This is a genomic window from Burkholderia sp. Ac-20379, assembly GCF_017104645.1.
GTDB lineage: Bacteria > Pseudomonadota > Gammaproteobacteria > Burkholderiales > Burkholderiaceae > Burkholderia.
The window spans coordinates 1-19,837 of the sequence record NZ_JAAGPF010000066.1; the positions used below are offsets into that span (position 1 = coordinate 1).

18 protein-coding genes and 1 pseudogene are annotated in these 19,837 nt (G+C 66.1%); 16 read left to right on the forward strand and 3 right to left on the reverse strand.

The genetic code is table 11. The features are described from left to right. The 3 genes and pseudogenes from G3N92_RS34905 to map all read right to left on the reverse strand — a co-directional run. Positions 1-172: pseudogene (locus G3N92_RS34905) on the reverse strand (pseudouridine synthase); the annotation flags it as partial. Positions 173-188: 16 nt separating this feature from the next. Continuing rightward, complete coding sequence (locus tag G3N92_RS11680) at positions 189-2,765, reverse strand: [protein-PII] uridylyltransferase (RefSeq protein WP_206127629.1); 2,577 nt, start codon at positions 2,763-2,765, stop codon at positions 189-191. A 100-nt stretch (positions 2,766-2,865) separates the two neighbouring features. Beyond that, a complete protein-coding gene (map, locus tag G3N92_RS11685; protein ID WP_206127630.1) occupies positions 2,866-3,675 on the reverse strand; it encodes a type I methionyl aminopeptidase in 810 nt (269 codons plus the stop codon). A 462-nt stretch (positions 3,676-4,137) separates the two neighbouring features. Between map and rpsB the strand changes: the two genes are divergently transcribed. From rpsB to G3N92_RS11765, 16 genes are all read left to right on the forward strand, one after another. Beyond that, positions 4,138-4,878 (forward strand): 30S ribosomal protein S2, encoded by a 741-nt coding sequence (gene rpsB, locus G3N92_RS11690; RefSeq protein ID WP_206127631.1) that lies wholly within the window; start codon positions 4,138-4,140, stop codon positions 4,876-4,878. A 179-nt stretch (positions 4,879-5,057) separates the two neighbouring features. After that, a complete protein-coding gene (gene tsf, locus G3N92_RS11695) occupies positions 5,058-5,939 on the forward strand; it encodes a translation elongation factor Ts (protein ID WP_206127632.1) in 882 nt (293 codons plus the stop codon). Positions 5,940-6,105: 166 nt separating this feature from the next. After that, positions 6,106-6,819: a UMP kinase gene (gene pyrH / locus G3N92_RS11700; RefSeq protein ID WP_206127633.1), complete on the forward strand. Its 714-nt coding sequence runs from the start codon at positions 6,106-6,108 to the stop codon at positions 6,817-6,819. Positions 6,820-6,906: 87 nt separating this feature from the next. Then, complete coding sequence (frr, locus tag G3N92_RS11705) at positions 6,907-7,467, forward strand: ribosome recycling factor (RefSeq protein WP_206127634.1); 561 nt, start codon at positions 6,907-6,909, stop codon at positions 7,465-7,467. 48 nt (positions 7,468-7,515) lie between these two features. After that, positions 7,516-8,298: a polyprenyl diphosphate synthase gene (uppS, locus tag G3N92_RS11710; protein WP_206127635.1), complete on the forward strand. Its 783-nt coding sequence runs from the start codon at positions 7,516-7,518 to the stop codon at positions 8,296-8,298. After that, complete coding sequence (locus G3N92_RS11715) at positions 8,292-9,134, forward strand: phosphatidate cytidylyltransferase (RefSeq protein ID WP_206127636.1); 843 nt, start codon at positions 8,292-8,294, stop codon at positions 9,132-9,134. The genes uppS and G3N92_RS11715 overlap by 7 nt, the downstream gene beginning before the upstream one ends. Positions 9,135-9,155: 21 nt before the next feature. Beyond that, positions 9,156-10,352 (forward strand): 1-deoxy-D-xylulose-5-phosphate reductoisomerase, encoded by a 1,197-nt coding sequence (locus G3N92_RS11720; protein ID WP_206127637.1) that lies wholly within the window; start codon positions 9,156-9,158, stop codon positions 10,350-10,352. Positions 10,353-10,365: 13 nt separating this feature from the next. After that, positions 10,366-11,751 (forward strand): RIP metalloprotease RseP, encoded by a 1,386-nt coding sequence (gene rseP, locus G3N92_RS11725; protein WP_206127638.1) that lies wholly within the window; start codon positions 10,366-10,368, stop codon positions 11,749-11,751. A 67-nt stretch (positions 11,752-11,818) separates the two neighbouring features. Next, complete coding sequence (gene bamA, locus G3N92_RS11730) at positions 11,819-14,125, forward strand: outer membrane protein assembly factor BamA (protein WP_206127639.1); 2,307 nt, start codon at positions 11,819-11,821, stop codon at positions 14,123-14,125. A gap of 67 nt (positions 14,126-14,192) precedes the next feature. After that, positions 14,193-14,696: an OmpH family outer membrane protein gene (locus tag G3N92_RS11735; RefSeq protein WP_206127640.1), complete on the forward strand. Its 504-nt coding sequence runs from the start codon at positions 14,193-14,195 to the stop codon at positions 14,694-14,696. 16 nt (positions 14,697-14,712) lie between these two features. Continuing rightward, the gene (gene lpxD / locus G3N92_RS11740; protein ID WP_206127641.1) at positions 14,713-15,798 is read left to right on the forward strand and encodes a UDP-3-O-(3-hydroxymyristoyl)glucosamine N-acyltransferase; all 1,086 of its coding nucleotides are present in this window, start codon (positions 14,713-14,715) and stop codon (positions 15,796-15,798) included. A gap of 130 nt (positions 15,799-15,928) precedes the next feature. Continuing rightward, positions 15,929-16,399, forward strand: a complete 471-nt coding sequence (gene fabZ, locus G3N92_RS11745) for a 3-hydroxyacyl-ACP dehydratase FabZ (RefSeq protein ID WP_206127642.1) — start codon at positions 15,929-15,931, stop codon at positions 16,397-16,399. A gap of 50 nt (positions 16,400-16,449) precedes the next feature. After that, positions 16,450-17,238 carry an acyl-ACP--UDP-N-acetylglucosamine O-acyltransferase gene (gene lpxA, locus G3N92_RS11750; RefSeq protein ID WP_206127643.1) on the forward strand — a complete coding sequence of 263 codons (789 nt, stop codon included), beginning with the start codon at positions 16,450-16,452 and terminating at the stop codon, positions 17,236-17,238. A gap of 2 nt (positions 17,239-17,240) precedes the next feature. Next, entirely contained in the window at positions 17,241-18,410 is a 1,170-nt protein-coding gene (gene lpxB / locus G3N92_RS11755; protein ID WP_206127644.1) for a lipid-A-disaccharide synthase, read from the forward strand. Further along, a complete protein-coding gene (rnhB, locus tag G3N92_RS11760) occupies positions 18,407-19,057 on the forward strand; it encodes a ribonuclease HII (RefSeq protein ID WP_206127645.1) in 651 nt (216 codons plus the stop codon). The genes lpxB and rnhB overlap by 4 nt, the downstream gene beginning before the upstream one ends. After that, entirely contained in the window at positions 19,054-19,836 is a 783-nt protein-coding gene (locus G3N92_RS11765) for an RNA methyltransferase (RefSeq protein ID WP_206127646.1), read from the forward strand. Before rnhB ends, G3N92_RS11765 begins: the two co-directional genes overlap by 4 nt. The last annotated feature ends 1 nt before the right edge of the window (position 19,837 follow it).

Here is a 19,837-nt window from a genome sequence, read left to right on the forward strand (position 1 = left end):
CCGGTTTGCCGCCCGCCGGACGCGGGCCGGCCTTGCCGGCCGATTTGGGTTTGGCGCCGGCCGGATCGGGGGCGGGACGCGTGGCCTTGCGGCCGACGAGGCTGCCTGAGCGGACCGGGGCGCGGGACGGCGATGCCGGACGGGGATTCTTGATGGTCAGTTTGGTGCGCATAAACGCTGGTATTCAGTCAGGCTGCGATCGCGCGCAGCAATTCGGTTTCGACCTGGATCTGCAGGCGGTTGTCGGACAGGCCGGCGCCGTCGAGCAGGAACACGTCCTCGACGCGCTCGCCGAGCGTATTGATCCGCGCCGCATGGACGCCGACCCGGTGCTCGGCCAGCACGCGCGCGATCGAATAGAGAAGGCCCGGCCGGTCGTTGGCCGACACGGACAGGATGTAGTACTGACCACGCTCGTCCGCGCGCAGGTCGACGCGGGGCGTGATCGGGAAGCTGCGGGAGAGCCGCGAGAGGCGGCCCTTCGACGGCTCCGGCAGCAGCGTCGAACTCGACAGGCGATCGGCGAGCTGCTGCTCGACGAGATTCGCGATGTCGCGATACTGCACGTCGCGCTCGGTTTGCGTGACGATGAAGTTGTCGAGCGCGTAGCCATGCTTGGTGGTGCTGATGCGGGCATCGAGCACCGACAGCCCGTTACGGTCGAAGTAGGCGCAGATCCCGGCAAACAGATCCGAGCGGTCCTTCACGTAGACGAGCACCTGCAGCGCGTCGCCGACCGGCGACGGCCGGGCGCGCACGATGGCGGTTTCGGCATGCACGTGCCGGTACAGCACACGCGTCTGCCAGGCGATGTCGGCCGCGTCGTGACGCAGGAAATAGCCGACGTCGAGCTGATCCCAAAGCGGCTTGTGCACGTCGGCCGGCACCGTTTCGAGACGCAGCAGGGCCAGCGCCTCCTCGCGGCGCGTTTGCAGCTCCGAGTGCGCATCGGGCCGCGCGCCGCCGAGCACGGCGCTGGTGGCCCGGTACAGATCCTCGAGCAGCTTGCCCTTCCAGGTGTTCCACACCTTCGGGCTGGTGCCGCGGATGTCGGCGACCGTCAGCAGGTAGAGCGCCGTCAGCCAGCGCTCGTTGCCGACCACGCCGGCGAAGCGCTTGACGACTTCCGGATCGCTCGTGTCCTGCTTTTGCGCGACCTGGCTCATCGTCAGATGCTGCTCGACGAGCCAGACCACCAGCGCCGCATCGTCGCCGGTGATGCCGTGCTCGCGGCAGAAGCGCCGCGCGTCGTCCATCCCGAGCTTCGAATGGTCGCCGCCGCGGCCCTTGGCGATGTCGTGGAACAACGCCGCCACGTACAGCACCCACGGCCGCTCGAAATTCGCGATCAGCTGGCTGCAGAACGGATATTCGTGCGCATGCTCGGCCACCGCGAAGCGGCGGATGTTGCGCAGCACCATCAGGATGTGTTGATCGACCGTGTAGACGTGATACAGGTCGTGCTGCATCTGCCCGACGATGCGGCGGAAATTGAGCAGATAGCGGCCCAGCACGCTGGTTTGATTCAACAGGCGGAACGCATGCGTGATGCCTTCGTTCTGCTGCAGGATCTTCATGAACGTCGCGCGGTTGCGCGGGTCGCGCCGCCAGGCGCCGTTCATCACGTCGCGCGAATTGTAGAGCGCGCGCAGCGTGCGCGCCGACAGGCCCTTCACGCCGCGCGTGGTTTCGTACAGCAGGAACGCTTCGAGCACGGCGTCCGGGTGCTGCTCGAACACGTCGTCGGAGACGATTTCGAGCATGCCCTGCTTCTCGACGAAGCGGCCCGGCGACAGCACGCGCGTGATGCCGCTCGTGGCCGGGAACAGTTGCGCCTCGATGTTCTGGATCAGGATGGTCGCCAGTTGCGTGACGGCCTTGGCCGCCCAGTAATAGCGGCGCATCAGTTGTTCGCTGGCGCGCTTGGCGGCGGTCGGCACGTAACCGAAGCTCTCGGCCGCCTGCGTCTGCAGGTCGAACACGAGGATGTCCTGGCGGCGGCCCGTGATCACGTGCAGCCGTGCGCGCAGCGCCTTCAGAAAGCCCTCGTTGCGGCGCAGCTCGCGAGCCTCGCGCGCGCTGATCAGGCCGCGCGTGTCGAGTTCGCGCCAACTGTTGCCAAAGCCGGCCGCGCGCGCGATCCAGAGAATGGTTTGCAGGTCGCGCAGGCCGCCCGGGCTTTCCTTGAGGTTCGGTTCGAGGCTGTACGGCGTGTCCTGGAATTTCGCGTGGCGCTGGCGCATTTCGAGCACCTTGGCCTGGAAGAACGCGCGCGGATCGAGCGCCTCGCGATAGCGCGCCACGGCGCGCTTGAACAGCGTGACGCTGCCCGTGATGCGGCGCGCTTCGAGCAGGGAGGTTTGCACCGTCACGTCCTGCGCGGCCTCGTCGATGCACTCGCCGACGGTGCGCACGCTGCTGCCGATTTCGAGGCCGAGATCCCAGGCCATGCCGATGAAGCGTTCGATGCGCGTGTCGAATTCGCCGGCGTGTGTGTCGGGCAGCAGCACCAGGATGTCGACGTCCGAATGCGGGGACAGTTCGCCGCGGCCGAACCCGCCGACCGCCACCAGCGCCAGCGAGCCGGGCAGGCCGCATTCGGTCCAGATCTGGCGCAGGGCTTCGTCGGTGGCGCGCGACAGCGCGCGCATCAAGGCTTCGACGTGGGTCGCGGCCCGAAAGCGCGCGATCAGCTCGGCCTTGACGGCGCGGAACTCGGCCTTGCGCAGCGGCGCTTCGGTGTCGGGAATGGCGATGGCGCTCATGGATGACGGGGCGGGCGAATCGGGTGGAACGGCGGGGCGATGCAACGGCGCATCGGCGCGATGAAACCGGGTGTTGCTCGATACGGCTCGCGCCGCGAGGTCAGGCGACGAGCGCTTCCAGCTCGGGCCGTGCCGGCGTGCCGGCCGATACCGTCAGCACGTCGTAGCCGGTCGGCGTGACCAGCACGGTGTGTTCCCACTGCGCGGACAGGCTGCGGTCGCGCGTCTTGACCGTCCACTGGTCGGGCATCGTGCGGATGTCGCGCTTGCCGGCGTTGATCATCGGCTCGATCGTGAAGATCATGCCCTCGACCAGTTCGATGCCGGTGCCGGGACGGCCGTAGTGCACCACTTGGGGATCCTCGTGGAACACCGTGCCGATGCCGTGCCCGCAATATTCGCGCACGACGCTGTAGCCGCGGCCTTCCGCGTGCTTCTGGATCGCGTGGCCGATGTCGCCCAGATGCGCGCCGGGGCGCACCTGCTCGATGCCGAGCCACATGCATTCGTAGGTGGTCTGCGCGAGGCGCTTGGCGAGGATCGACGCCTCGCCCACCAGGAACATCCGGCTCGTGTCGCCGAAATAGCCGTTCTTGATGACCGTGATGTCGATGTTCAGCGCGTCGCCGTTCTTGAGCACCTTGTCGCCCGGAATGCCGTGGCAGATCACGTCGTTGACCGACGTGCAGATGGCCTTCGGGTAGGGCGGGTAGCCGGGCGGCTGGTAGTTCAGCGGCGCCGGGATCGTGCCCTGCACGTTGCTCATGTACTCGTGGCACAGGCGGTCGATCTCGCCCGTCGTGGTGCCGGCGACGACGAACGGCGTGATGTAGTCGAGCACTTCGCTCGCGAGCCGGCAGGCGACGCGCATCTGCTCGATATCGTGTTCGTTCTTGATCGTGATGGCCATGATTCGGTGCCTGAAAACAATGCGTGTAATTTCGGGATTATCGCACCTTCTGGGGGTGGTCGCAGCCCTTGTCCGGCGTGGGTTTCGCGCGGCGGCGGGGAGCGGGGCGGTGCGCCGCCGTGGTGCAGGCGGGCGGCGCGGACATCGGCGCGTCACGTTGGGCGGGCAGGATGGCGGGGCCGGATCGGTCGCGGGTTTGCCGGGTTTGCCCGAATGGCGGCCCGATCGGCAAAGCGATGGATGACTTGAGGGGCGTCATTTCGACGTGCTATACTCTTTGGCTAAGTCCCGATCCGCTTGCAATTCTTGCAAGAATGGCTCGGAACTGACCGGTGCGCGCGGCCTCGCGAGCACCGAATCGCAAGCCGGCGCACCCTGGGTGTCGCGTGCAACGTTGCAGCGCAATGTTGCCGTGATACGGCAGCCGGCTTAAGACCCAAACCCTAGCGGAGTATTACTCTCATGGCAGTCACGATGCGCCAAATGCTGGAAGCCGGTGTCCACTTCGGTCACCAAACGCGCTTCTGGAACCCGAAGATGGCCCCGTTCATTTTCGGTCATCGCAACAAGATTCACATCATCAACCTCGAAAAGACGCTGCCGATGTTCACGGACGCACAGAAGTACGTGCGTCAGCTGGCAGCGAACCGTGGCACGATCCTGTTCGTCGGCACGAAGCGTCAGTCGCGCGACACGATCGCTCAGGAAGCGCAACGTGCGGGCATGCCGTACGTGAACGCACGCTGGCTCGGCGGCATGCTGACCAACTTCAAGACGCTGAAGGTATCGATCAAGCGCCTGAAGGACATGGAAGCGGCTGTCGAATCGGGCGAAACCGAGAAGATGAGCAAGAAGGAAGCGCTGCTGTTCGAACGCGAAATCGCCAAGCTGCAAAAGTCGATCGGCGGCGTGAAGGACATGGGCGGCATTCCGGACGCGATCTTCGTGGTCGACGTCGGTTACCACAAGATTGCCATCACCGAAGCCGTCAAGCTGGGCGTGCCGGTCATCGCCGTGGTCGATACGAACCACTCGCCGGAAGGTGTGGATTACGTGATCCCGGGTAACGACGACTCGAGCAAGGCCGTCGCGCTGTACGCCGAAGGCGTGGCCGACGCGATCCTCGAAGGCCGTGCCAATGCGGTCAACGAAGTGGTCCAGGCGGTGCGTGGCGACGACGAATACGTCGAAGAGAACGCGTAACCGGTTCCGAGCCGGCGTAAAAAGGGGGCTCTGAACAGGCCCCCTTTTTTTAAGCCGCTTTTCCCGGAGCGTGGCGTGTCGGGCGCGAAAAATCGCGCGCCGGCGCAAATCGTCGGAAACGAATGCCCGCCGTCCGGGTCGAAGGGCGGCGTTGTGAATACAGACTCAAGGAGCGAATGATGGCGGCAATTACCGCAAGCATGGTGGCAGAACTGCGCGCAAAGACCGATGCACCGATGATGGAGTGCAAGAAGGCGCTGACGGAAGCCGACGGCGACCTGGGCAAGGCCGAAGAACTGCTGCGCGTGAAGCTCGGCAACAAGGCCAGCAAGGCAGCATCGCGCGTGACGGCCGAAGGCATCGTCGTGGCGTCCGTCGCCAACGGCGCCGGCGCGCTGGTCGAACTGAACTGCGAAACCGACTTCGTCGCGAAGAACGACGATTTCCTCGCGTTCGCCAAGGCAGTGGCCGAACTGGTCGCCGCACAAAACCCGGCCGACGTCGCAGCCCTGTCGGCACTGCCGCTCGACGGCAAGACGGTTGACGAAGTGCGTCTGGCGCTGGTCGGCAAGATCGGCGAAAACATCTCGATCCGCCGCTTCGTGCGCATCGAGACGGCCAACCAGATCGCCACGTACCTGCACGGCGCACGCATCGGCGTGATCGTCGAGTACACGGGTGCGGACGAGCAAGTCGGCAAGGACGTCGCGATGCACGTCGCGGCCATGAAGCCGGTCTCGCTGTCGTCGGAACAAGTGCCGGCCGAGCTGATCGAAAAGGAACGCCGCGTTGCCGAGCAGAAGGCTGCCGAATCGGGCAAGCCGGCTGAAATCGTCGCCAAGATGGTCGACGGCAGCGTCCAGAAGTTCCTGAAGGAAGTCTCGCTGCTGAACCAGCCGTTCGTGAAGAACGACAAGCAGACGATCGAACAGATGCTGAAGGCCGCCAATGCTGCGGTGCAACAGTTCACGCTGTTCGTGGTCGGCGAAGGCATCGAAAAGCGCCAGGACGATTTCGCCGCCGAAGTGGCAGCGCAAGTCGCGGCCGCCAAGCAGCAGTAAGCTTCACGCAGTCATGCAGTACCCGCGGCGGGCGCCCGCCCCGCCGCGGTTCGGTAGCGCGCAGTGTGTGCTTGGGTTCCGGTACACAATTTGGCAGCGCTTGCCCGAATCAGTATTTCGCCCCTACAGTTCGTGCTTGTCATCCTCTCGTCGCTTGGAAGCCCCTATGCCCATTGCCTATAAACGCGTCCTCCTCAAACTTTCCGGTGAAGCGCTGATGGGCGACGATGCCTTCGGCATCAACCGCGCGACGATCGAGCGGATGGTGGCGGACATTGCCGAGGTGGTGCGGCTCGGCACGCAGATGGCCGTCGTGATCGGCGGCGGCAATATTTTTCGCGGCGTGGCGGGCGGCGCGGCCGGCATGGACCGCGCGACCGCCGACTACATGGGGATGCTCGCCACGATGATGAACGCGCTGGCGCTGCAGGACGCGATGCGCCACGCCGGCATCGAGGCGCGCGTGCAATCCGCGCTGCGCATGGATCAGGTCGTCGAGCCGTATATCCGGCCCCGCGCGATCCGCCAGCTCGAGGAAGGCCGTGTGGTGATCTTCGCCGCCGGTACCGGCAACCCGTTCTTCACGACCGACACGGCCGCCGCGCTGCGCGGCTCGGAAGTGGGCGCGGAAGTCGTGCTGAAGGCCACCAAGGTCGACGGCGTGTATACGGCCGATCCGAAGAAGGATCCGTCCGCCACGCGTTACACGACGATCAGCTTCGATGAGGCGATCGGCCGCAATCTGCAGGTGATGGACGCCACCGCCTTTGCGCTGTGCCGCGACCAGAAGTTGCCGATCCGCGTGTTTTCGATCAATAAACCCGGTGCGCTCAAGCGTATCGTGCAGGGCGAGGACGAAGGTACGCTCGTCCACGTATAAAATCACGCCGACACAGGCCGGGCATGACGCAACTGGCGGCATGCCGGCCTGTGCCGTTTTGAAGGTTCGAAGGTTTCGGAGGTTGAAATGAGTGTCGCTGATGTGAAGAAGGGCGTCGAGCAGAAGATGCAGCGCTCGATCGAAGCGTTCAAGAACGATCTGGCGAAGATCCGCACGGGCCGTGCGCACACGGGCATGCTCGATCACGTTCAGGTCGATTACTACGGCTCGATGGTGCCGATTTCGCAGGTCGCGAACCTGACGCTCGTCGATGCCCGCACGATCGGCGTTCAGCCGTGGGAAAAGCCGATGGTGGCCAAGGTCGAGAAGGCGATCCGCGAATCGGATCTGGGCCTGAACCCGGCCACGTCGGGCGACAGCATCCGCGTGCCGATGCCCGCGCTGACGGAAGAGCGCCGCCGCGAGCTGGCCAAGGTCGTCAAGAGCGAAGGCGAAACGGCCAAGGTCGCCGTGCGCAACCTGCGCCGCGATGCCAACGAGCAACTGAAGAAGCTCGTCAAGGACAAGGAAATCTCGGAAGACGACGAGCGCCGCGCGAGCGACGAAGTCCAGAAGCTGACGGACAAGCACGTCGCCGAAATCGACAAGCTGGTGGTGTCGAAAGAAGCCGAGATCATGACGGTCTGACGCGCAGCGCGCGTTGCACTTTTTTCCTCGGTTACTGTCTCTGCGGCCATGACTTATACCAGCTCTACCGTTCGCGTACCCGACGTGGCCGCCGTGCCGCGTCACATCGCGATCATCATGGACGGCAACGGCCGTTGGGCGACGGAACGTCGCCTGCCGCGCGTGGCGGGACATACGCGCGGCGTCGACGCGGTCCGCTCGACCGTGGAAGGGTGCGCGCGCGCCGGCGTCGAATACCTGACGCTGTTCGCCTTCAGTTCCGAGAACTGGCGGCGGCCGAACGACGAAGTGTCGTTCCTGATGCGGCTGTTCATCACCGCGCTCGAGCGCGAGGTCGGCAAGCTGCACGCGAACGGCATTCGCCTGCGCGTGGTCGGCGATCTCGAGCGCTTCGAGCCGCGCATCCGCGAGCTGATCCGCCGCGCGGAAACCAAAACGGCGCGCAACACGCGCCTGACGCTGACCATCGCCGCGAACTACGGCGGCCGCTGGGATATCCTGCAGGCCACCAAGAAGCTGATCGCGCAGGCCGTCAGCGAAGGCCGCGAGATCGAGATCACCGAAACGGCGTTCGCCGAGCACCTGGCGATGGCCTACGCGCCCGAACCGGATCTGTTCATCCGCACGGGCGGCGAGCAGCGCGTGAGCAACTTCCTGCTCTGGCAGCTCGCCTACACCGAGTTCTATTTCACGGGCAAGTTCTGGCCCGATTTCGACGCCAACGCGCTGGCCGATGCGCTGGCCTCTTATACCGATCGCGAGCGCCGGTTCGGCCGAACCAGCGCCCAGCTCGAACCCCAGTCTCAGGACGTCGACTCCCTTTCATGCTGAAGACCCGTGTTGTCACGGCGGTCGTGTTGCTGGCCATTCTGCTGCCGGTGACGCTGTTCGCGCCGCTCGCGGCATTTGGCGCGCTGATCGCGCTCGTGCTCGTGTTCGCCGCCTGGGAATGGGCGCGTCTGCTCAAGCTCGGCGCCGCCGGTTCGGTGATCTACGCGATCGTCGCAGCGCTGGCGCTCGGCGCCAGCATGCAGCTCGGCGGCCGCGTCGACACCGGTTTCGGGCCGTCGCGCCCGCTGATCGAAGCGGCGGCCGTGTTCTGGTTGCTGGCCGGCCCGTTCGCACTCTGGCGCAAGCCGGTGCTGGCCGAGCGGGCCTGGCGCCCGTTCCTGCTGGCGGCCGGCCTCGTGGTGTTCGCCGCCTGCTGGCACGCGGTGGTCGCCGCACGCGCGGCCGGCATCCCGTTCGTGCTGTCGATGCTGCTTGTCGTCTGGCTTGCCGATATAGGCGCATACTTCGCGGGCAAAGCGTTCGGCAAACACAAGCTGGCCCTCTCGATCAGCCCCGGCAAGACCTGGGAAGGCGCGGCGGGCGGCTGGCTCGCGGTGATGATCGTCGCGGGCCTCGCGATCGGCCTGCACGCCTTCGAACCGACCCTGTTTTCCTCGCTTGCGCAGCGCTTCGGCGCACCGGGCGCCTTTGCCGCGCTGACCGTGCTGGTCGTGTACAGCGTGATCGGCGACCTGTTCGAATCGCTGCTCAAGCGTCAGGCCGGCGTCAAGGATTCGAGCGGACTGCTGCCGGGCCATGGCGGCGTGCTCGACCGCGTCGACGCGCTGCTGCCGGTGCTGCCGCTGGCGGTGCTGCTGCTCGGCCAGACCGCTTAAAAACACTAGATCTTCGTCATCATGCAAAAACGCCTGACTATCCTCGGTTCGACCGGCTCGATCGGCGACAGCACGCTCGACGTCGTCGCGCGCCATCCGGATCGTTTCTCGGTCTACGCGCTGAGCGCGCACCGCAACGGCGACAAGCTTGTCGAGCAGTGCCTGAAGTTCGCGCCCGAGGTGGCCGTGGTCGGCAGCGCCGAACTCGCCGCGCAGGTCGAAGCGAAGCTGCGCGCAGCCGGCAGCCGCACCGAAGTCACGTACGGCCCGGAAGCGCTGGTCGCGGTGGCGCAGGCGCAGGAATGCGACACGGTGGTGGCCGCGATCGTCGGCGCGGCCGGCCTGCCGTCGAGCCTGGCCGCGGCGCGCGCCGGCAAGCGCATCCTGCTCGCGAACAAGGAATCGCTGGTGATGTCGGGCTCGATCTTCATGGACGCGGTGCGCGACCATGGCGCGATCCTGCTGCCGGTCGATAGCGAACACAACGCGATCTTCCAGTGCATGCCACGCGACATCGCCGAGCACGGCGGCATCGCCAAGATCATCGTGACCGCCTCGGGCGGCCCGTTCCGGACGCGCGAGCCGGCCACGCTGGTCGACGTCACGCCGGACGAGGCCTGCAAGCACCCGAACTGGTCGATGGGCCGCAAGATCTCGGTCGATTCGGCCACGATGATGAACAAGGGCCTCGAAGTGATCGAGGCGCACTGGATCTTCGGTCTGCCGAGCGAGCGGATCGACGTGCTGATCCATCCGCAGAGCGTGATTCATTCGCTGGTGTCCTACAAGGACGGCTCGGTGCTCGCGCAACTCGGCAACCCCGACATGCGCACGCCGATCGCGCACGCGCTGGCGTTTCCGGATCGCGTCGATGCCGGCGTCGCGCAGCTCGATCTCGCGCAGATCGCCACGCTGAACTTCGAGAAGCCCGATTTCGCCCGCTTCCCGTGCCTCGCGCTGGCGATCCAGTCGCTCGACGCGGGCGGCGTGGCCAGCGCCATGCTGAACGCGGCCAACGAGATCGCCGTCGAGGCGTTCCTGGCGCGCCGCATCGGCTTCATGGACATCGCCCATACGGTGGATGCGGTGCTCAACCGTCTGGCGAATCGCGAGCCCGACGGCCTCGAGGACGTGCTGGCGGCCGACGCCGAAGCACGCCGCGCGGCCGACGCGGTGATCGCGAATCTGCCTGTCCCGCGCGCGGAGCGCGCAGCCTGAGCGAGAGGGGCGCATGAACGTGCTGATCGAGCTGGTAGCGTTTGCAGTGGCGATCGGTGTGCTGGTCGTCGTTCACGAATATGGGCATTACAGCGTCGCGCGCCTGTGCGGCGTGAAGGTGCTGCGCTTCTCGATCGGCTTCGGCACGGTGCTGCTGCGGCATACGAGCCGGCGCACCGGCACCGAATGGACGCTCTCGGCGCTGCCGCTCGGCGGCTACGTGAAGATGCTCGACGAGCGCGATCCCGGCCCGGAAGGCATTGCCGCGGCGGATTTGCCGCAGGCGTTCAACCGCCAGTCGGTCTGGAAGCGGATCGCGATCGTCGCGGCCGGGCCGATCGCCAACTTCCTGCTCGCGATCGTGCTGTTTTCGTCGGTGTTCGCCACGGGCGTGACCGAGCCGGCGGCAATCGTCGCGGCACCGGCCGCCGATACGGTGGCGGCGCGCGCCGGTTTCGACGGCGGCGAGACGATCGTGTCGATCCGCGACGCGCACGGCGGCGCGAGCGAGCCGGTGCGATCGTGGTCGGACCTGCGCTGGAAGCTGCTCGGTGCGACGATCGATCACCGCAACGTGATCCTCGGCGCCAGCTCGGGCGGGGGCGCCACCTACGATTTCCGCGTGGATCTGAGCGGCGTCGATCCGAAAACGGTCGATGACGACTATCTGTCGCACCTCGGTTTCGAGCCGGGCGGCGGCTCGCTGACGATCTCGGCGGTCACGCCGGGCAGCGCCTCGGAGCAGGCCGGCCTGCAGCCCGGCGACAAGCTGGTGGCGCTGGACGGCAAGCCGGTGTCCGGCTCGTCGCGCTTCATCGACGCGATCAAGTCGCACGCGGGCCATCCGCTCGCGCTGCAGATCGTGCGCGGCGGCGTCGAGCGCACGCTGACCATCGTGCCGCATGCCGAACGCGACGCCGCAGCGGGCGCGAACGGCGCGCCAGTCGGCCGGATCGGCGCGGCGCTGGCGTTGCATGCGCCGTCGGTGGACGTGCGCTACGGCGTGCTCGAAAGCGTCAACCTGGGCGTGCGCCGCACCTGGGGTATTTCGGTGTACTCGCTGAAGATGTTCGGGCGGATGCTGACGGGCGAGGCGTCGCTGAAGAACCTGTCCGGCCCGGTGACGATCGCCGACTACGCGGGCAAGAGCGCGCGGCTCGGTTTATCGGCCTTTCTGTCGTTTCTGGCGCTCGTCAGTATCAGTCTCGGCGTGCTGAACTTGCTGCCGATTCCGGTTTTGGACGGGGGGCATCTGTTATATTATCTGGTTGAAGCCGCGACCGGTAAGGCTGTTTCGGAACGCTGGCAACTGATTCTGCAAAGAGCGGGGTTGATCTGCATCGTCGCACTGTCGGCGATTGCGCTCTTCAACGATCTGTCTCGTTTAATCCATTCTTGAAGCGTCGGGCGAGGGCTGCGAGGGCCGTCGCCTGATCTGATGCAAGCTTAAATACTGGGGATGCACGTTGTTCAAACCTCATCGCTTCGTACCCAAGACTGTAGCCGCCGCGGCACTCGCCGTGCACGGACTCGCAGCCCACGCGACGTCGCCGTTCGTCGTGCAGGATATCAAGATCGAGGGCTTGCAGCGTGTCGAAGCCGGTTCGGTGTTCGCCTACCTGCCGATCAAACAGGGCGATACGTTCACGGACGACAAGGCATCCGAAGCAATCCGCGCGCTGTACGCCACGGGCTTCTTCAATGACGTGAAGATCGCGACGCAAGGCAGCGTCGTGATCGTGCAGGTGCAGGAGCGCCCGGCGATTTCGTCGATCGACTTCACCGGCATCAAGGAATTCGACAAGGACAACCTGACCAAGGCGCTGCGCGCGGTCGGTCTGTCGCAAGGCCGCTACTACGACAAGTCGCTCGTGGACAAGGCCGAGCAGGAACTGAAGCGCCAGTACCTGACGCGCGGCTACTACGCCGCCGAAGTCACCACCACGATCACGCCGGTCGACGCGAACCGCGTGTCGATCCTGTTCTCGGTGGCCGAAGGCCCGAGCGCGAAGATCCGCCAGATCAACTTCATCGGCAATAAAACCTTCAGCACGAGCACGCTGCGCAACGAAATGCAGCTGTCGACGCCGAACTGGTTCTCCTGGTACACGAAGAACGATCTCTACTCGAAGGAAAAGCTCACGGGCGACCTCGAGAACGTCCGCTCGTACTACCTGAACCGCGGTTACCTCGAGTTCAACATCGAGTCGACGCAGGTGTCCATCTCGCCGGACAAGAAGGACATGTACCTGACGCTCACGCTGCACGAAGGTGAGCCGTACACGATCTCGAGCGTGCAACTGTCGGGCAACCTGCTCGACCGTCAGGCCGAACTGCAGAAGCTGGTCAAGATCAAGGCCGGCGAGCGTTTCTCGGCCGAAAAGCTGCAAGCCACCACCAAGGCGATCGTCGACAAGCTCGGCGAATACGGTTACGCATTCGCGACCGTCAACGCCCAGCCGGCGATCGATCAGGCCACGCACAAGGTGGGCCTGACGCTGGTGGTCGATCCGAGCCGCCGCGTGTACGTGCGCCGCATCAACGTGGTCGGCAACTCGCGCACGCGCGACGAAGTCGTGCGCCGCGAAATGCGCCAGCTCGAAAGCTCGTGGTTCGACTCGAGCCGCCTCGCGCTGTCGAAGGATCGCGTGAACCGCCTCGGCTACTTCACCGACGTCGACGTCTCGACGGTGCCGGTGGACGGCACGACCGATCAGGTCGACGTCAACGTCAAGGTGACCGAAAAGCCGACCGGCGCGATCACGCTGGGCGCCGGCTTCTCGTCGACCGACAAGGTCGTGCTGTCGGCAGGCATCTCGCAGGACAACGTGTTCGGCTCGGGCACCAGCCTGTCGGTCAACGTCAACACGGCGCGCAGCTACCGCACGCTGACGGTCACCCAGGTCGATCCGTACTTCACGGTGGACGGCATCAAGCGCATCACCGACGTGTTCTACCGCACGTATCAGCCGCTGTACTACTCGACCAATTCGAGCTTCCGGATCATCACGGCCGGCGGCGACATGAAGTTCGGCATCCCGTTCTCGGAAGTCGATACGGTGTTCTTCGGCGTCGGCTTCGAGCAGAACCGCCTGGACGTCGATTCGGACACGCCGCAGAGCTACCAGGATTACGTGCAGCAGTTCGGCCGCGTGTCGAACTCGGTGCCGCTGACGATCGGCTGGTCGCGCGACGCGCGCGACAGCGCGCTGATCCCGAGCCGCGGCTACTTCACGCAGGCCAACATCGAATACGGCGCGCCGATCGACAAGATCCAGTACTACAAGGCCGACATCCAGGCCCAGTACTACTATTCGTTCTCGCGCGGCTTCATCCTGGGCCTGAACTTCCAGGGCGGCTACGGTAACGGTATCGGCAACGCCTACCCGATCTTCAAGAACTACTACGCGGGCGGTATCGGCTCGGTGCGTGGCTACGAGCCGAGCTCGCTGGGCCCGCGCGACTCGAAGACCAACGACCCGATCGGCGGTTCGAAGATGATCGTCGGCAACGTCGAGCTGACGTTCCCGCTGCCGGGCACCGGTTACGACCGCACGCTGCGCGTGTTCACGTTCTTCGACGGCGGTAACGTCTGGGGCAACGCGCCGGGCGGCACCAGCACGGGCGCGAACGGCCTGCGCTACGGCTACGGCGTGGGTCTCGCGTGGATCTCGCCGATCGGCCCGCTCAAGCTGAGCCTCGGCTTCCCGCTGCAGAAGCACGAAGGCGACCAGTACCAGAAATTCCAGTTCCAGATCGGTACGGCATTCTGATCGGAACCGCAACATCAAACGCATCGAGAGGGACATTTTGCTAACCGGTAAGTTTTCGAAACGAGTGATGTGCGCGCTGGCGCTCGCCGCCGCGCTCGGCGCGACGGCCGCGCAGGCGCAGGACGTCGCTCGGATCGCGGCGGTCAATTCCGACCGGATCCTCCGCGAGTCGGCGCCGGCCAAGGCCGCGCAGACCAAGCTCGAAGCCGAGTTCGCGAAGCGCGACAAGGATCTGCAGGACATGGCCGCGCGCCTCAAGACGCTGTCGGATTCCCTCGACAAGAACGGGCAATCGCTGTCGGCCGCCGATCGCGCACAGAAGCAGCGCGATCTGGCCCAGCTCGACACCGATTTCCAGCGCAAGCAGCGCGAGTTTCGCGAAGACCTGAACCAGCGCCGCAACGAGGAACTCGCGGCCGTGCTGGACAAGGCGAACAAGGTGATCAAGCAGATCGCCGAACAGCAGAACTACGATCTGATCGTGCAGGAGGCTGTCTATGTCAGCCCGCGCATCGATATCACCGACAAGGTGCTGAAGGCGCTCGCATCGCCTTCCGGTTCGTTGAACTGACCAGGACGGAGTACGCATGGCATTGACGCTTGAGGCACTCGCCCAACGTTTCGGCGGAGATATCGCCGGCGATTCGCACTGCCAGGTCGCCGGCCTCGCGCCGCTCGACCAGGCCGGCCCGAACCAGCTCGCGTTCCTCGCCAATCCGAAGTATCTGTCGCAGGTCGAATCCACCCGCGCCGGCGCGGTGCTGATCAAGCCGCAGGATCTCGAAAAGCTCGGCGCGGCCGCGGAAGGCCGCAACTTCATCGTCACCCCGAACCCTTACGCCTATTTCGCACGCGTCGCGCAGATGTTCATCGATCTGGCGGCGCCGAAGCGTCCGTCGGGCGTGCATCCGAGCGCGAACGTCGACGCCGCCGCGCAGGTGGCGGCGAGCGCGGTGATCGGCCCCAACGTGACGGTCGAGGCGGGCGCGGTGATCGGCGAACATGTGCGGCTGGACGCCAACGTGTTCGTCGGCGCCGGCACGAAGATCGGCGAGGGCTCGCATCTGTATCCGAACGTTGCGATCTATCACGGCTGCGACATCGGTGTGCGTGCGATCATCCATTCGGGCGCGGTGATCGGCTCGGACGGTTTCGGCTTCGCCCCCGATTTCGTCGGCGACGGCGCGGAGCGCACCGGCACCTGGGTGAAAATCCCGCAGGTCGGCGGCGTGAAGATCGGCCCGGACGTCGAAATCGGCGCGAACACGGTGATCGACCGCGGCGCGATGGCCGACACGGTCATCGAGGAATGCGTGAAGATCGACAACCTCGTGCAGATCGCGCACAACTGCCGCGTGGGCGCCTACACCGTGATCGCCGGCTGCGCGGGCATCGCGGGCAGCACCCAGATCGGCCGTCATTGCATGATCGGCGGCGCGGTCGGCATTGCCGGCCACGTCACGCTCGGCGATTACGTGATCGTCACGGCGCAGTCGGGCGTATCGAAATCCCTGCCGAAGGCAGGCATCTACACGAGCGCGTTCCCGGCCGTCGACAACGGCGAATGGAACCGGAGCGCAGCGCTCGTGCGCAATCTCGACAAACTGCGCGACCGGATCCGTTCGCTCGAAACCGCGCTTGCCGCGCGCAACGACGGCCCCGCGCAGGACTGAACGTCGAAAACAGGGCGCGGTGCCCGGCTGGGACCGGCCGCCACCGCGATCAAACAGGGCCGCTCCGCGCTTCGGGCGGTTCTCGGCATTTGCATCATCACCGCGCAGCGATTGCGTGAGACGAACCATCATGAGCACCGAACAAATCAATTTCGACATCCACAAGATTCTCACGCTGCTGCCGCATCGTTATCCGATTCTGCTCGTCGACCGCGTGCTCGAACTCACCCCGCACGAAAGCATCAAAGCCCTGAAGAACGTCACGATCAACGAGCCGTTCTTCCAGGGCCACTTTCCGCAGCGTCCGGTGATGCCGGGCGTGCTGATCATCGAGGCGCTGGCGCAGGCCGCCGCGCTGCTGACGTTCAGCGAGGAAACCTCGACGGTCGATCCGAGCAATTCGCTGTACTACTTCGTCGGCATCGACGGCGCGCGCTTCAAGCGCGTGGTGGAGCCGGGCGATCAACTGATCCTGAACGTCAAGTTCCAGCGCTACATCCGCGGCATCTGGAAGTTCTCGGCCACGGCGGAAGTCGACGGCAAGGTGGCGGCAGAAGCCGAACTGATGTGCACGGTGAAGCCGGCCGACGCGGCGCCCTGAGCGACGCACGGCGCAACCGAGGCACGACTGACTAAGAGAGGCAACCGCGCATGAGCAGGATTCATCCCACGGCCGTCATCGAACCGGGCGCGCAGATCGACGCCACGGTCGAGATCGGCCCGTACGCGATCATCGGCGCGAACGTGACGATCGGCGCGCGCACCACGATCGGCTCGCACAGCGTGATCGAGGGGCACACGACGATCGGCGAAGACAACCGCATCGGCCATTACGCGTCGGTCGGCGGGCGTCCGCAGGACATGAAGTACAAGGACGAGCCCACCCGGCTCGTGATCGGCGATCGCAACACGATCCGCGAATTCACCACGATCCACACCGGCACCGTGCAGGACGCCGGCGTGACCACGCTCGGCAACGACAACTGGATCATGGCCTACGTGCACATCGGCCACGATTGCCGCGTCGGCAACCACGTGATCATGTCGAGCAACGCGCAGATGGCGGGGCACGTCGAGGTGGGCGACTGGGCGATCGTCGGCGGCATGTCCGGCGTGCACCAGTTCGTGCGGATCGGCGCGCATTCGATGCTGGGCGGCGCCTCGGCGCTGGTTCAGGATGTGCCGCCGTTCGTGATCTCGGCCGGCAACAAGGCCGTGCCGCACGGCATCAACGTCGAGGGGCTGCGCCGCCGCGGTTTCTCGGCCGAGTCGATCAGCGCGCTGCGCAGCGCATACCGCGTCGTCTACAAGAGCGGCAAGACGCTCGAAGAGGCCAAGGCCGAACTGCGCGAACTCGTTGCCGCGGGCGGCGAGGGCGTCGAGGTGCTGACGACCTTCGTCGATTTCATCGACGCCTCGCAACGCGGCATCATCCGCTGACGATGGCGCTCCCTTCGACTCCGCTGCGCCTCGCGCTCGTCGCGGGCGAACCGTCGGGCGACCTGCTCGGCGCGTCGCTGCTGGGCGGGCTGCATGCGCGCCTGCCCGGTTCCGCGCACTACTACGGGATCGGCGGGCCGCGCATGATCACGGCCGGCTTCGATTCGCACTGGCCGATGGATCGCCTGACGGTGCGTGGCTATGTCGAGGCGCTCAAGGAAATCCCGGGCATCCTGCGCATCCGCACCGAGCTCAAGCGCCAGTTGCTGGCCGAACCGCCCGATGTGTTCGTCGGCATCGATGCGCCGGACTTCAATTTCGGCGTCGAGCAGTCGCTGCGCGACGCCGGCATTCCGACCGTCCATTTCGTCTGCCCGTCGATCTGGGCCTGGCGCGGCGGCCGGATCAAGAAGATCGTCAAATCGGTCGATCACATGCTGTGCCTGTTTCCGTTCGAAACGGCGCTGCTCGAAAAGGCCGGCGTGGCCTCGACCTACGTGGGTCATCCGCTGGCCGACGACATCCCGCTCGAACCCGACACGCGCGGCGCGCGGATCGCGCTCGGCTTGCCCGAAAGCGGCCCCGTGATCGCGGTGCTGCCGGGCAGCCGGCGCTCGGAAATCGGCCTGATCGGGCCGACCTTCTTCGCGGCGATGGCGCTGATGCACAAGCGCGAGCCGGGCGTGCGCTTCGTGATGCCGGCGGCCACGCCGCAATTGCGCAGCCTGCTGCAGCCGCTCGTCGACGCGCACCCGCAATTGCCGCTCACTTTGACCGACGGCCGCTCGCAGGTCGCCATGACGGCGGCCGACGCGATCCTCGTCAAGAGCGGCACGGTGACGCTCGAAGCGGCGCTGCTCAAGAAGCCGATGGTGATCTCGTACAAGGTGCCCTGGCTGACGGGGCAGGTGATGCGCCGTCAGGGCTATCTGCCGTACGTCGGGCTGCCGAACATCCTGGCCGGCCGTTTCGTGGTGCCCGAACTGCTCCAGCATTTCGCGACGCCCGAGGCGCTGGCCGACGCGACGCTCACGCAATTGCGCGACGACGCGAACCGCCGCACGCTCCACGAGGTGTTCACCGAGATGCACCTGTCGCTGCGCCAGAACACGGCTGCGCGCGCCGCGGAGGCGGTCGAGCGCGTGGTTGCGAACCGGAAGCCGCGCGCATGAACGTCACCCGCAAGAAGCGCGGCGCGGCGGCCATCGTCGTGGCCGAGCAGCCCGGTTTTTCGTTCGACGCGCCGGGCGAGATCGTCTGCGGCGTGGACGAAGCCGGGCGCGGCCCGCTGGCCGGCCCGGTGGTGGCGGCGGCCGTGATCCTCGATCCGGCGCGGCCGATCGCCGGCCTCGACGACTCGAAGGCGCTCAGCGCGAAAAAGCGCGAGGCGCTCTACGCCGAGATCGTCGCGCATTCGCTCGCCTGGTGCGTGGCCTCGGCCAGCGTCGAGGAAATCGACACGATCAACATCCTGCATGCCACGATGCTGGCGATGCGGCGCGCCGTCGAAGGGCTGTCGATGGCGCCCACCCTGGCGAAGATCGACGGCAACCGCTGCCCGACGCTGACGATCCGCAGCGAAGCGATCATCGGCGGCGATGCGCTGGTGCCGAGCATCTCGGCCGCCTCGATCATCGCCAAGGTCACGCGCGACCGCCTGCTCGTGGATCTCCACGCGAATTTCCCGCTCTACGGTTTCGACGTCCACTCCGGTTACGGCACGCCGAAACACCTCGCCGCGCTGCGCGAACACGGGCCGTGCGAGCACCATCGCCGCTCGTTCGCGCCGGTACGCGCGGCGCTCGATATCGTCCGATGAAACTCATTACCTCGCGCGACAACCCGCTGTACAAGCGCCTGAAGGCGCTGGCGGGCTCGACGCAGCAGCAACGCCGCGGCGCGCAAGCGCTGCTCGAAGGGCTTCACCTCGCGTCGGCCTATCTCGACGCATGCGGCCAGCCCGAACTCTGCGTCGTGACCGACGGCGCGCTCGTGCACGACGAAACGCACGCGATCGTCTCGCGCGTCGAACCGCAGCGCGTGGTGTCCCTGCCCGACGCGCTGTTCGGCCAGTTGTCGAGCGTCGTCAACGGCGTCGGCATGCTGCTGCTGGTCGACCGGCCGGCCGCCGAGCTGCCCGAGCGTGTGATGCAGACGGCCGTCGTGCTCGACGGCGTGCAGGATGCCGGCAACGTCGGCTCGATCCTGCGCAGCGCGGCCGCGGCCGGCATCGGCCAGGTGTTCTGCATGCGCGGCACGGCCTATGCGTGGTCGTCGAAAGTGCTGCGCTCTGGCATGGGCGCGCATTTCCTGTTGCAGATCCACGAGGACGTCGATGCCGATGCGCTGATCCCGCGCCTCGGCGTGCCGGTGGCGCTGACCGACTCGCACGGCGCGCAGGCGGTCGATGAATGCGACCTGAGCGGCCCGGTGGCGTGGGTGTTCGGTAACGAAGGGGCGGGCGTGTCGGCCGCCTGGCGCGAAGCGGCGGGCCTGCGCGTGACGATTCCGCAGCCGGGCGGCATGGAATCGCTGAACGTGGCGGCGGCGGCGGCCGTCTGCCTGTTCGAGCAGTGCAGGCAGCAGCGCAAGCGCTGAC